Source organism: Pseudomonas aestiva (genome assembly GCF_039908605.1).
GTDB lineage: Bacteria > Pseudomonadota > Gammaproteobacteria > Pseudomonadales > Pseudomonadaceae > Chryseomonas > Chryseomonas aestiva.
Map to the genome: position 1 here is coordinate 322,534 of NZ_CP150916.1, position 12,393 is coordinate 334,926.

General features: G+C 64.8%; 15 protein-coding genes and 1 other RNA gene. 9 read left to right on the top strand and 7 right to left on the bottom strand.

Translation table 11 applies throughout. The features are described from left to right. Positions 1-9: 9 nt before the first annotated feature. Positions 10-792, bottom strand: coding sequence for a transporter substrate-binding domain-containing protein (locus AABM56_RS01505; protein ID WP_133860467.1), 783 nt, complete (start codon positions 790-792; stop codon positions 10-12). 267 nt (positions 793-1,059) lie between these two features. Between AABM56_RS01505 and AABM56_RS01510 the strand changes: the two genes are divergently transcribed. From AABM56_RS01510 to AABM56_RS01530, 5 genes are all read left to right on the top strand, one after another. Next, positions 1,060-1,755, top strand: coding sequence for a FadR/GntR family transcriptional regulator (locus tag AABM56_RS01510; protein ID WP_133860468.1), 696 nt, complete (start codon positions 1,060-1,062; stop codon positions 1,753-1,755). A 227-nt stretch (positions 1,756-1,982) separates the two neighbouring features. Next, positions 1,983-2,309 (top strand): thioredoxin TrxA, encoded by a 327-nt coding sequence (trxA, locus tag AABM56_RS01515; protein ID WP_017639417.1) that lies wholly within the window; start codon positions 1,983-1,985, stop codon positions 2,307-2,309. Between the two features lie 226 nt (positions 2,310-2,535). Further along, complete coding sequence (gene rho / locus AABM56_RS01520; RefSeq protein WP_133860469.1) at positions 2,536-3,798, top strand: transcription termination factor Rho; 1,263 nt, start codon at positions 2,536-2,538, stop codon at positions 3,796-3,798. Between the two features lie 118 nt (positions 3,799-3,916). Further along, positions 3,917-5,383 (top strand): 4-hydroxy-3-polyprenylbenzoate decarboxylase, encoded by a 1,467-nt coding sequence (gene ubiD / locus AABM56_RS01525; RefSeq protein WP_187980904.1) that lies wholly within the window; start codon positions 3,917-3,919, stop codon positions 5,381-5,383. 11 nt (positions 5,384-5,394) lie between these two features. Further along, positions 5,395-6,363, top strand: coding sequence for a CDP-6-deoxy-delta-3,4-glucoseen reductase (locus AABM56_RS01530; protein ID WP_133860471.1), 969 nt, complete (start codon positions 5,395-5,397; stop codon positions 6,361-6,363). Positions 6,364-6,525: 162 nt separating this feature from the next. Here AABM56_RS01530 and glpT read toward each other — a convergent pair whose 3' ends face one another. Further along, a complete protein-coding gene (gene glpT / locus AABM56_RS01535; RefSeq protein ID WP_133860472.1) occupies positions 6,526-7,866 on the bottom strand; it encodes a glycerol-3-phosphate transporter in 1,341 nt (446 codons plus the stop codon). 190 nt (positions 7,867-8,056) lie between these two features. Here glpT and AABM56_RS01540 point away from each other — a divergent pair, with 190 nt between their 5' ends. Together AABM56_RS01540 and AABM56_RS01545 are read left to right on the top strand one after the other, a co-directional pair. Then, entirely contained in the window at positions 8,057-9,082 is a 1,026-nt protein-coding gene (locus AABM56_RS01540) for a DUF5924 family protein (RefSeq protein ID WP_133860473.1), read from the top strand. A gap of 45 nt (positions 9,083-9,127) precedes the next feature. Then, positions 9,128-9,535 carry a flagellar basal body-associated protein FliL gene (locus AABM56_RS01545; RefSeq protein ID WP_133860474.1) on the top strand — a complete coding sequence of 136 codons (408 nt, stop codon included), beginning with the start codon at positions 9,128-9,130 and terminating at the stop codon, positions 9,533-9,535. Between the two features lie 9 nt (positions 9,536-9,544). Here the strand turns inward: AABM56_RS01545 and AABM56_RS01550 are convergent, their stop codons facing one another. Further along, entirely contained in the window at positions 9,545-10,000 is a 456-nt protein-coding gene (locus AABM56_RS01550) for an EVE domain-containing protein (RefSeq protein WP_133860475.1), read from the bottom strand. 182 nt (positions 10,001-10,182) lie between these two features. On the opposite strand from AABM56_RS01550, the gene AABM56_RS01555 reads away from it, so the two are divergent. After that, positions 10,183-10,350 carry a hypothetical protein gene (locus AABM56_RS01555; RefSeq protein ID WP_166655883.1) on the top strand — a complete coding sequence of 56 codons (168 nt, stop codon included), beginning with the start codon at positions 10,183-10,185 and terminating at the stop codon, positions 10,348-10,350. Here the strand turns inward: AABM56_RS01555 and AABM56_RS01560 are convergent. The 4 genes from AABM56_RS01560 to AABM56_RS01575 form a co-directional block, all read right to left on the bottom strand. Further along, positions 10,317-10,946 carry a 5-formyltetrahydrofolate cyclo-ligase gene (locus AABM56_RS01560; protein ID WP_263259109.1) on the bottom strand — a complete coding sequence of 210 codons (630 nt, stop codon included), beginning with the start codon at positions 10,944-10,946 and terminating at the stop codon, positions 10,317-10,319. The genes AABM56_RS01555 and AABM56_RS01560 overlap by 34 nt on opposite strands. Positions 10,947-10,962: 16 nt before the next feature. Next, positions 10,963-11,140, bottom strand: a non-coding RNA gene (gene ssrS, locus AABM56_RS01565) — 6S RNA. Between the two features lie 60 nt (positions 11,141-11,200). Further along, a complete protein-coding gene (locus AABM56_RS01570) occupies positions 11,201-11,509 on the bottom strand; it encodes a cell division protein ZapA (protein ID WP_133860477.1) in 309 nt (102 codons plus the stop codon). Beyond that, positions 11,506-11,736: a TIGR02449 family protein gene (locus AABM56_RS01575; RefSeq protein WP_007161334.1), complete on the bottom strand. Its 231-nt coding sequence runs from the start codon at positions 11,734-11,736 to the stop codon at positions 11,506-11,508. Before AABM56_RS01575 ends, AABM56_RS01570 begins: the two co-directional genes overlap by 4 nt. A gap of 98 nt (positions 11,737-11,834) precedes the next feature. Between AABM56_RS01575 and AABM56_RS01580 the strand changes: the two genes are divergently transcribed. Further along, positions 11,835-12,389: a UPF0149 family protein gene (locus tag AABM56_RS01580; RefSeq protein ID WP_133860478.1), complete on the top strand. Its 555-nt coding sequence runs from the start codon at positions 11,835-11,837 to the stop codon at positions 12,387-12,389. The last annotated feature ends 4 nt before the right edge of the window (positions 12,390-12,393 follow it).

A 12,393-nucleotide genomic window follows, 5' to 3' on the forward strand; every position in this document is an offset into this window, starting at 1 on the left:
CGTCGATCCTCAGAGAGCGGCCGGCAGGGGATCGCCCAGCCATTTTTCGGAGTTCTTGCTCAGGGTGCCGTCGGCGCGGGCTGCATCGATAATGGCATCGACCTTGTCCTTGAGCGCCGGCTCGTTCTTGTTGATGCCCACGTACACCGGCGAGTCCTTGAGCTTGACCTTGAGCACCGGTTCCTTGGCCGGGTTGCGCGCGCCGATCACCTTCATCACCACGCTGCCGCTGGCGATCAGCTCGGACTGCCCGGCCAGGTAGGCGGCGATGGTGGAATTGTTGTCCTCGAAGCGCTTGATCACGCTGTCCTTCGGCGCCACATCGGTGAGCGCCAGGTCTTCAATGGAGCCGCGGGTAACCGAGATCACCTTGCCGGCCAGCTGCTCGGGTGTGCTGATGGCGGCATCCTTGGGACCGAAGACGCCGAGATAGAAGGGCGCATAGGGCTTGCTGAAGTCGATGACCTTTTCCCGGTCGGGATTCTTGCCCAGGCTGGAGATGACCAGGTCCACCTTGCCGGTGGTCAGGAAGGGAATGCGGTTGGTGCTGTTGACCGGGGTGACTTCCAGCTTCACGTTCAGCTTGTCCGCCATCAGTTGCGCGGTGTCGATATCCAGGCCGCGCGGTTTGAGATCGGGTCCGATTGAACCGAAGGGCGGGAAGTCCTGTGGCACGGCGACCTTGAGCACGCCGCGCTGCTGGATATCGGCCAGTTGGTCGGCCTGGGCGGAGGTGTGCAGGGCGGTCAGGCCCAGGGCGAGCAGGGAGAGGGCGGTCCAGCGCTTGAGCATGACGAGACTCCGGAAGCAGGTTGGGATGGCTCTGCCCAGTGCATTTCATGTGCCAGCCGCCTGCCAGAGGGGCGCAAGGGCCGTCAGGCTTGAGGATTGGTCTTACTGGTCTGAACAGTTGCGTGGGACAGCTACCTGCGCTGGCGCTTGCCGTGAGCCGCTTTGGTGCGCGGTTATAGCGGCGTGCTCCGCCTTGGGGCCGCACTTGAAGTCCCTGGAAATTGGGCATAAAAGGCAAGCTCCCGGACTGACTGGCCCGACCACGCCATGCCCCTCGCTGCCACCCGCGCCGTACCCCAATATGCCGTCGACGCCATTCGCCGACTGATCGAGACCGAAGGCTATGCCCCCGGCGCGGCCCTGCCCGCGCAGCGTGAGCTGGCCGAACGGCTGGGGGTGAGTCGTGCCTCCCTGCGCGAGGCGCTGTCCACCCTGAGCGCCCTGGGCCTGGTCAGTGTCCAGCCCGGGCGCGGCGTCTATGTGCAGGCGGCGACGGGTACGGTGGACGGACACTGGCCCTTCGCCGACGAGGTGACGGCCGCCCATGTCTTCCAGCTGAGATTCGCCCTGGAAGGCTTCGCCGCCGGGCTGGCCGCCGTCACCCTGGGGCCCGCCGACCTGGATCGCCTGGAGGTCAATCTGGCCGCCCTGCACCGGGCGCTGCGGGCCAACGAGCTGGAAAAGGCGGCCGTGCTGGACTTCGACTTCCATCGCCAGCTGCTGCTGGCCGCGGACAACCCGGCCATGCTGGCGGTGATCACCAGCAGCCCCGAACGCTTCCACGAGAGCCAGAAGCTGCCCTTCGTGCGCCCCGAGCGGGCCCTGGAAACCTGGCAGGAACACCGGCGCATCCTCAGGGCCCTGAGCCGCCGCTCGCCCGCGGCGGCGCAAAAGGCCATGCGCGAACATATCCGCAATGCGGCCCTGCGCAGTGGAACCCCTTTCACGGTTCCTGCTGTCTAAACAGCGATCCACGATCGGTGGAACGATGATCGACCAGGGTTGCAAAGGCTTCGAAAATGCAGCTCAACTCCGCTTTCTCAGGCCTTGTCGCCCGTTTGCCGGATCGTGAACCACCTCTGCCATCAATGCCGGTCATAGCCACCATCAATGTTCGAATGCTTTCGAAGTGACGGCGGCAGGGCTATCATGGCCATACTTCAAGTCGCACCCGAATTCGGAGAGAGTCAATGAGCGAATACATCACCAACGTCAGCGACGCCAGCTTCGAGCAGGACGTGCTGAAGTCCGACAGCCCCGTGCTGGTCGACTACTGGGCCGAATGGTGCGGTCCGTGCAAGATGATTGCGCCGGTTCTGGACGAGATCGCCAAGGACTACCAGGGCAAGCTCAAGGTCTGCAAACTGAACATCGATGAAAACCAGGACACCCCGCCGAAGTACGGCGTGCGTGGCATCCCGACCCTGATGCTGTTCAAGAATGGCGCGGTCGAGGCCACCAAGGTCGGCGCCCTGTCCAAGTCGCAACTGGCCGCCTTCCTCGACGCCAACGTCTGAGGCAGCCAGTCGAAAGCCCCGCCATGCGGGGCTTTTTTATGCCCGGACGGCTGGACGAGTACCCATGCAGGTGCTAGATTCCAGCCACGACCCCATCAGCGGGCCGTCTTCTCATCTGCTGTAGCCGTCAGTTCTCCTCTTCAGAACGCATCCCGCGAAGCTAATCTCGCATCCGGCCGCTCAGCTCGAATCCCTCCTTCGCCTCTTCTCACGTCAACATACGTCTATGAATCTGACCGAACTCAAGCAAAAGCCCATCACGGAACTGTTGGAAATGGCGGATGCCGCGGGCTTGGAAAACATGGCCCGGTCCCGCAAGCAGGACATCATCTTTGCGCTGCTTAAAAAGCACGCCAAGGGTGGCGACGAGATTTCCGGGGATGGCGTGCTGGAGATCCTGCAGGACGGCTTCGGCTTCCTGCGTAGCGCCGACTCCTCCTACCTGGCCGGTCCCGACGACATCTATGTCTCCCCCAGCCAGATCCGCCGCTTCAACCTGCGTACCGGCGACACCATCATCGGCAAGATTCGTCCGCCGAAAGAGGGCGAGCGCTATTTCGCGCTGCTCAAGGTCGACACCATCAACTTCGACCGTCCGGAAAACGCCAAGAACAAGGTGCTGTTCGAGAACCTCACGCCCCTGTTCCCCACCAAGCGCCTGACCATGGAAGCCGGCAACGGCTCCACCGAAGACCTCACCGGTCGGGTCATCGACCTCTGCGCCCCCATCGGCAAGGGTCAGCGCGGGCTGATCGTCGCGCCGCCCAAGGCCGGCAAGACCATCATGCTGCAGAACATCGCGGCCAACATCACCCGCAACAATCCCGAGTGCTACCTCATCGTGCTGCTCATCGACGAGCGTCCCGAGGAAGTGACCGAGATGCAGCGCACCGTGCGTGGTGAAGTGGTGGCCTCCACCTTCGACGAGCCGCCGACCCGCCACGTGCAGGTCGCCGACATGGTGATCGAAAAGGCCAAGCGCCTGGTCGAGCACAAGAAGGACGTGGTCATCCTGCTGGATTCCATCACCCGTCTGGCGCGGGCCTTCAACACCGTGATCCCCAGCTCCGGCAAGGTGCTCACCGGTGGTGTCGACGCCCATGCCCTGGAGAAGCCCAAGCGCTTCTTCGGCGCCGCCCGTAATATCGAGGAAGGCGGCAGCCTGACCATCATCGCTACCGCGCTGGTGGAAACCGGCTCGAAGATGGACGAGGTGATCTACGAGGAGTTCAAGGGCACCGGCAACATGGAACTGCCCCTGGAGCGTCGGATCGCCGAGAAGCGCGTCTTCCCGGCCATCAACATCAACAAGTCCGGCACCCGCCGCGAAGAGTTGCTGACCGACGAGGAAGAGCTGTCGCGCATGTGGATCCTGCGCAAGATCCTGCATCCGATGGACGAGATCGCCGGCATCGAATTCCTCCTCGACAAGTTGCGTCAGACCAAGACCAACAGCGAGTTCTTCGATTCGATGAGGCGCAGCAAGTAAGGCGCAGTCGCATGCAAAGGCCGGGAAATCCCGGCCTTTGGCGTTTCTGGGCCAGTGCTTTCTCGATGCGCGACTCAGGCGGTAGACTGCCAGACTTTCCCCAGCGCCAAGAGGCCGCATGCAATACCGAGATCTGCGTGACTTCATCCGCAGCCTGGAGCAGCGTGGTGAACTGAAGCGCGTGACCGCCCCGGTCTCGCCGATCCTCGAGATGACCGAAATCTGCGACCGGACCCTGCGCAAGCAGGGCCCGGCGTTGCTGTTCGAGAATCCCGTGGGCTTCTCCATGCCCGTGCTGGGCAACCTGTTCGGTACGCCCCAGCGTGTGGCGCTGGGCATGGGCGCCGAGGACGTCGGCGCCTTGCGCGAGATCGGCAAGCTGCTGGCCTTCCTCAAGGAGCCCGAGCCGCCCAAGGGCCTCAAGGACGCCTGGTCGAAGCTGCCGATCTACAAGAAGGTCATCAGCATGGCGCCCAAGGTGGTCAAGGATGCGCCCTGCCAGGAGGTGATCGAGGAGGGCGAGGCGGTCGATCTGGGCAAGTTGCCGATCCAGCACTGCTGGCCGGGCGACGTGGCGCCGCTGATCACCTGGGGTCTGACGGTCACCCGCGGGCCCAACAAGGAACGCCAGAACCTCGGCATCTATCGCCAGCAGGTCATCGGCCGCAACAAGCTGATCATGCGCTGGCTGAGTCACCGGGGCGGTGCCCTGGATTTCCGCGAGTGGTGCCAGAAGCATCCCGGCCAGCCCTATCCGGTGGCCGTGGCTCTGGGCGCCGATCCGGCCACCATTCTCGGCGCGGTCACTCCGGTACCCGACACCCTGTCCGAATATGCCTTTGCCGGCCTGCTGCGCGGCAGTCGCAGCGAACTGATCAAGTGCGTGGGCAACGACCTGCAGGTGCCGGCCAGTGCCGAGATCGTGCTGGAAGGGGTCATCCATCCGGGCGAGACCGCGCCGGAAGGGCCCTATGGCGATCACACCGGCTACTACAACGAGGTCGATACCTTCCCGGTCTTTACCGTGGAGCGCATCACCCGGCGCCGCGATCCCATCTATCACAGTACCTACACCGGGCGTCCGCCGGACGAGCCTGCCATCCTCGGCGTGGCGCTCAACGAAGTCTTCGTGCCCATCCTGCAAAAGCAGTTCCCGGAGATCGTCGACTTCTACTTGCCGCCGGAAGGCTGCTCCTACCGCATGGCGGTGGTGACCATCAAGAAGCAGTACCCCGGCCACGCCAAGCGGGTGATGCTGGGCGTCTGGTCGTTCCTGCGGCAGTTCATGTACACCAAGTTCGTGATCGTCACCGACGACGACATCAATGCCCGCGACTGGAACGACGTCATCTGGGCCGTGACCACGCGCATGGATCCCAAGCGCGACACCGTGATGATCGACAACACCCCCATCGACTACCTGGACTTCGCCTCGCCGATCTCCGGCCTGGGCTCGAAGATGGGCCTGGATGCCACCCACAAGTGGCCGGGTGAAACCACTCGCGAGTGGGGGCGGGCGATCGTCAAGGACGAAGCGGTGGTCAAACGGGTGGACGAGATGTGGTCCAGTCTCGGGATCGACTAACGGAGACGACGATGAAGGTCACCCTGCAGCCCTCGGGTGCGGTACTGCAAACCCAGCCCGGCGAGGCCATCCTGGCCGCCGCGCAGCGCCTCGGCTACAGCGGGCCGCACAGCTGCCGCAACGGCAATTGCCAGCTCTGCGCCGCGCTGCTGGTGGAGGGCCAGGTCGCCCAGCATGGCCAGACCGTCGATCATGGCGAGATCTATGTCTGCGTGGCCGTACCCCTGAGCGACTGCCTGCTGCAGTGGGACGGCGTCCTGGCGCCTGGCGAATTGCCGGTGCGCCAGCTGGCCTGCCAGGTGGTGGCCCTGGACGACGTGGGTGGCGATGTCCGCCGGGTGCGCCTGCGTGCTCCAGCCGGGCGGCCGCCGCGCTATCATGCCGGTCAGTACCTGCTGATCCAGCGCGACGACGGCAAGCAGTCGGCCTTTTCCCTGGCCTCGGCGCCCCATCAGGGGCGTGAGCTGGAATTGCACGTGCTGGCGCGCGAGGCCAGCAGCCAGGCGCTGCTGGCGCAGCTGGAAAGCAAGGGCATGGCCCAGGTCGAGCTGCCCTATGGCGACGCCCACCTGGCCGAACTGCCCGAAGGTCCCCTGGTACTGATCGCCGCCGGGACCGGCATGGCCCAGATGCACAGCCTGATCGAAGACGCCCGCACCCGCGGCTTCGCCCATCCGGTGCACCTCTACTGGGGCGTGCGCACGCCGGACGACTTCTATGCCATCGAGGCCTGGGGCGCCTGGGCGGAGCTGCCCAATCTCACCCTGAACCGGGTGGTGAGCGACGCCTGTGGCTGGGCAGGGCGCTGCGGTCTGCTGCACGAGGTGGTGCGTGCGGATTTCGCCGATCTGAGCGGCCTGCACGTCTATGCCAGCGGCTCGCCGGCGATGGTCTATGCCACCCTGGACGCCCTGGTGGAAGCCGGCATGGACGCGCACCAGATGCGCGCCGACGTCTTCGCCTACGCGCCGCGGGGGTGAGCCTATCGCGGCCGTGCCGGTGCGCCGTAGCGACCGCTCCTACGGGTAAGCTCTACCTGTAGGAGCGGCCCATGGCCGCGATTGATCGAAAAGCACAAAGCGTTTTCGACCAGGACCCAGAGTGGATGAGGCTGTGCCGTCATCCACCCTGGGCAATCGGCGCTACTGCGCCGACTTGGCCACCATGCCGGTGTGTCTCAGGGTCATCGCCAGGAAGACGATGGCCAGGACACAGGAGCCGATCAGCAGCATGAAGCCGCCATCCCAGCCGAAGTGGTCCACGGTGTAGCCGACCAGGGCGTTGGCCGCGACCGAGCCACCCAGGTAGCCGAACAGCCCGGTAAAGCCCGCGGCGGTGCCGGCGGCCTTCTTGGGTACCAGTTCCAGCGCCTGCAGGCCGATCAGCATCACCGGTCCGTAGATCAGGAAGCCGATGGATACCAGGGCCGCCAGGTCGATGCCGGGATTGCCTTCCGGGTTGAGCCAGTAGACCAGGGTGGCGACCAGCACGCCGAGCATGAACACCACCCCGGTGGCGCCGCGGTTGCCGCGGAACAGCTTGTCCGAGAGCCAGCCGCAGAGCAGGGTGCCGGGGATGCCGGCCCACTCGTAGAAGAAGTAGGCCCAGGAGGTCTTGTCCACCGAGAAGTGCTTGGCTTCCTTGAGGTAGGTGGGGGCCCAGTCCAGCACGCCATAGCGCAGCAGATAGACGAAGACGTTGGCCAGGGCGATGTACCAGAGCAGGCGATTCTTCAGTACGTACTCGACGAAGATCTCCTTGGTGGAGAATTCGCGTTCGTGGCCTTCGCTGTAGCCCTCGGGGAAGTCCTGTTTCCAGTGTTCCACCGATGGCAGGCCGCAGGACTGCGGGGTGTCGCGCATGGCGATGAAGGCGAAGACCGCCACCGCCAGGGCCACCACAGCCGGGACATAGAAGGCGGCGTGCCAGTCGTTGAACCAGGCCAGGCCGAGCAGGAACAGCGGGCCGATCAGGCCGCCGCCGACGTTGTGGGCGACGTTCCATACCGAGACCACCCCGCCACGCTCCTTCTGCGACCACCAGTGCACCATGGTGCGACCGCTGGGCGGCCAGCCCATGCCCTGGAACCAGCCGTTGAGGAACAGCAGGACGAACATGATGCTGACACTGGAGGTGGCCCAGGGTGCGAATCCGAACAGCAGCATTACCAGCGCCGACATTACCAGCCCGAAGGGCAGGAAGTAGCGCGGATTGGAGCGGTCCGAGACCAGGCCCATGAGGAACTTGGACAGGCCGTAGGCGATGGCCACCGCGGACAGCGCCACGCCCAGTTCACCCCGGCTGTAGCCTTGCTCCACCAGGTAGGGCATGGCCAGCGAGAAGTTCTTGCGCAGCAGGTAGTAGCCGGCATAGCCGATAAAGATCCCGGCGAAGATCTGCCAGCGGAGACGGCGGTAGACGGGATCGATGCGATCGGCGGGCAGCGGCGTGCGATGGGCCGCAGGGGCGAAGATTCCAAGCATGGGAGCCTCGGTATTGTTATAGGTATTAATCGAAAGCGAACATTCCAGGTTCGTTTTCGAATATTACAATGATATTACAGCCTGCATAGGCTTTTCCGCCCTATGGCAACGAGCGCCAGGATTCCCCCTTGATCTGTGCGGGTTGCGCGCCTAGGGTGGCGCGTCTTTGCTGCCGTTTTCACGAGTCGTCATGCCTGCCTGGAAAGTCCTGTCCTCCCGCGCCCTGAACCTGGCCACCGCCCTGTTCGAACGCTATCCGCGGCTGATCGCCCTGGCCGGCTTCATTTCAGGGATCTGCAGTTTCCTGCTGGTGGACCGGCAGAAGGGCTTCGCCCCGGTGATGGCGGTGATCATGCTGGCGAGCTGGGTCTGGCTGATGCTGGAAAACGTGCTGCGGGGCTGGGTCAGCCGGCGCTTCGGCTGGGAATTGCCGCCACCGCTGCTGCGCTACGCCACCCAATTGATCCACCAGGAAAGCCTGTTCTTCTGCCTGCCGTTCTTTGCCATCACCACGGCCTGGAACAGCGGCCAGGCGCTGTTCACCGGGCTGATCGGCGCGGCCGCGCTGGTCTCCATCATCGATCCGCTCTACTACAAGGCCCTGGCGCCGCGACGCTGGGTGTTCCTCAGCTACCACACCCTGACGCTGTTCGCGGTGCTGCTCACCGCCCTGCCGATCATCCTGCACCTGACCACCACCCAGAGCTACGAACTGGCCCTGGGCGTCGCCGTGCTGCTGTCCTTTCCCAGTCTGGCGGTGGCCTTCCGGGTACGCCTGGGCTGGCGCTGGCTGGGATTGCTGGGTCTGTGCCTGGCCATCGGCGCCTTCGGCTGGCTGGGCCGCGCCTGGGTGCCGCCGGCTACCCTGTGGCTGACCGACATGGGCATGAGCACCAACTTCGACAGCCTCAAGCGCCAGCCCGGCGATGCGGTGAAGAGCCTGAGCAGTGCCCAGCTGCGCGCCCAGGGGCTCTATGCCTTCACCGCCATCAACGCGCCGCGCGGCCTGAACGAGCGCATCTACCATGTCTGGCGCCATGCCGGTCAGGAGGTGGATCGGATTCCGCTGGATATCAGCGGCGGTCGCGAGGCCGGTTATCGCGCCTGGACCCACAAGCAGAACTTCCCCGGCGACGTGACCGGCCGTTGGCAGGTGCAAGTGGTGACGGACGTCGGCCAGGTGATCGGAACCCTCAGGTTCGAGGTGACCCCTTGAATCCCGCTGGCTATGCTGCAGCCATTCACCTCTAGAGGATTCGCCGTGAAAGCCGTCGCTGCCGTTTTGCTGTCCTTCTGCCTGGCCTTCAATGTCTGGGCGAACGAAGAGAAGAAGGAAGGGGAGGCACCCAAGACCGAATTTTACAACCTGACCCCGGCGCTGGTCGGCAACTATGGCAGCGGGCCCAAGCTCAAGTACTACAAGGCCGACATCGCCCTGATGATGACCGGCAAGGAAGCCAAGGATAAGGTGGAGTTCCACGAGCCGCTGATCCGCAATCAGCTGGTGATGCTCTTCGCCCAGCAGACCGACGAAACCCTGGCCGGCGTGGAAGCCCGCGAGAAACTGCGCCAGGAGGCGCTCAAGCAGGTGCAGAGCGTGCTCACCCAGGAGGAGGGCAAGCCGCTGGTGGAAGACCTGCTGTTCAACAACCTGATCATCCAGCCTTGAGGCCGGCGGTCAGCCGCGCGCCGCGGCGACGATCGCTGTCCACTCCGCCGGGCTGACCGGCATCACCGAGAGGCGGTTGCCCTTGCGCAGCAGGGCGAAGTCGGCGAGCGCCGGCAACTGGCGCAGGCGCGGCAAGGTCAGCACCCGCGGAAAGGCCTCGACGAAAGCGACCTGGCGCGCCGTCCAGGGGTTGTTTTCGGCGCTGGCCTTGGGCGCATGGTAGGGGCTTTCAGGGTCCAGGGCGGTAGGGTCCGCGAAGGCCGCGCCGACGATGCGGCCGATGCCGGCGATGCCCGGTTCGGCGCAACTCGAATGATGAAAGAAGAACAGTTCGTCGGATGCCATGGCGCGCAGGAAGTTACGCGCCTGGTAATTGCGCACCCCGTCCCAGCGCGCCTGGCCCAGGTGTTCCAGGTCGGTTAGCGAGAACTCATCGGGCTCGGATTTCAACAGCCAGCAGGCCACGGTTCGTCTCCTGACGAATGGAGGCTCGGGAGCTTCCAGGAAAGGGTCTGGTCGATTGCAAGGGGCGACCGCTTGTCGCAGAATGCCGCCCATTCCGGATGTAGTCTGATCGTACGCGCTGAGCATAACAGGGCGACGTCCTGTCCTGCCCAAAGGTGCCAGCAAGGGGGTGGCCCAGCTCGATGAAACGCAAACCTGATCTGTTATGGGTGCTGGTCCTGATCTTTACCCTGGGCGTGGTCACCACCGGGTACACCCAGAGTTTCTGGGAACAGCACCAGAGCCAGCAGCAGTACGCCCGCTATGCCAGCGACGTTCAGCCGACGCGGGAAGTCTCTCCCATCCGCTGAGCGTACCAGTCGCCATCGCTCACCACGGCCGCCATGGGCACGTCCCAGGCTGCCAGTGCCAGTCGCTCCACCTTCTGACATTCATGGGCGCAGCCGATCAGCTGCGGACTGTGCCATTGCCGCCGGCGCGCCAAGTAGGCCAGGTTGCGGTCATAGAAGCCCTTGCCCATGCCCAGGCGTCCGCCCTGGGGATCAAAGCCCACCAGCGGCATCAGGATCAGCTCCAGGGCCCAGGTCGGCCGACCCAGGCGCCGATCCGGGCGCGGCTCGGCGATGCCGAAGCGATTGCGCACCCAGGATTCGCCGCGACCGACCCGCTGAAAGATCATCGCCGTCCGCGGCCAGCGCGAGAGCACTGGCAGATAGGTGGCCTTGCCGCGGCGCTGGGCTTCTTCGAGCAGTGGACGCGGATCGATCTCGCCATCGCTGGGCAGATAGAAGGCGATATGTCGCGCACGGCGAAACAGCGGATGCTGGGCGAGTTGCCGATAGAGCTGGCGGGCGGCCTGGCGTTGCTGGACAGGGGTAAGGGCGCGACGTCGCTGGCGAAGAAGCTTGCGTAGCGCGGGCCTGCTGAGATCGGGAGAAGGCGGGATGGTCATGGAAAAAAATGAGCTCTCCGGAATGCCGCTGCCGGTGTAGCCCTTGAACCCTTGGTTCAAGGTGGGAGAAGTCGTAGACCTTTAGGCTTTCCGCCGTAGCGGACATGCACACCAGCCTTACGAGCAACCCCCGGGGTGTTGCTTATCGGCTCGGGGACATGACCGACTGGCGCACACACCAGAGAGTGACCTCCAGTATACGCCCCTGAGCCGGGATGCAAACCCCCCCGCCGATCCTCGGCTGGCGGTCAGGCAGTGGTGTCGTGTTCGGTGATCAGCGCCCGGTCGACGCGATCCAGCAGGTCGCGGACCCGCTCGCGAGTGCTGCTGACTTCCAGGCTGACGTCGTCCTGGCGGTGCAGCAGTTCGTGGGTGATGTTGAGGGCGGCCATCACGGCCACGCGGTCGGCGCCGATGACCTTGCCGCTGCCGCGGATCTCGCGCATCTTGCCGTCCAGGTAGCGAGCGGTGCTCTCCAGGTTGGCGCGCTCGTCAGCCGGGCAGCTGATGCGATATTCCTTTTCCATTATCTGGACGGTCACGGTCTCGATGCTCATGAGTCCTGCTCCAAAGCTTTCAGGCGTAAAATCATCGCTTCGACCTTCGATCTGGCCAATTCGTTCTTTTCGATCAACTCGGCGCGCTCCTGGCGCCAGTTGCGCTCGCCCTGGCGCAGTTGTCGATTCTGCCGCTGCAATTCCTCAAGACGCAGGAGCAGGCGCTCCACACGGTCACCGAGGGCTTCCAGATCGGCGTCGAGGGGCGTGTCGCGAGACTCGCGCATGAGGGCTACAGCTCCAGAAGGGTGCAACGAGATTGGCCGCCGGCGGGGTCAGCGCGTAGGATAAGGCTTCATTCTAGCCAGCGCCTCCCCTCGACGCCATGTCCAGCTCAGCATCCGCCTACGCCGCCTTCTCCACCCTGCTCGCCGAGGCCGCTTTGCCGGTCTCGCCTGCCGAACTCCACGGTCACCTGCTCGGGCGGGTCTGTGGGGGCGCGGGCTTCGACGAGAACGACTGGCTGGCCGCGGCCAGCGAGCTGCTCGGTGGCGCGCCGGGCGAGCGTCTGCAGGCGGCACTGTCGGGGCTGCTGGGCATGGTGCAGCAGGAATTCGCCGGCCAGCAGGTGGCCCTGGTGCTGATGCTGCCGCCGGACGAGGTGCCGCTCGCCGAGCGCACCGCTGCCCTGGGCCAGTGGTGCCAGGGCTTCCTGGCCGGTTTCGGACTGTCCGGGCGCACCGGCGAGGTCTCGGGCGAGGCGCGCGAGGTGCTCGAGGACCTGGCGGCCATTGCACAGATCCAGGAACCCGCCGAGGAAGGCGAAGAGGGCGAGAACGACTTCATGGAAGTCACCGAATACCTGCGTGTGGCGCCGCTGCTGCTGTACGGCGAATACGGGCGCGGCCCCCTCCCCGAACCTGCGCCCGTGGTGCACTGAGCGG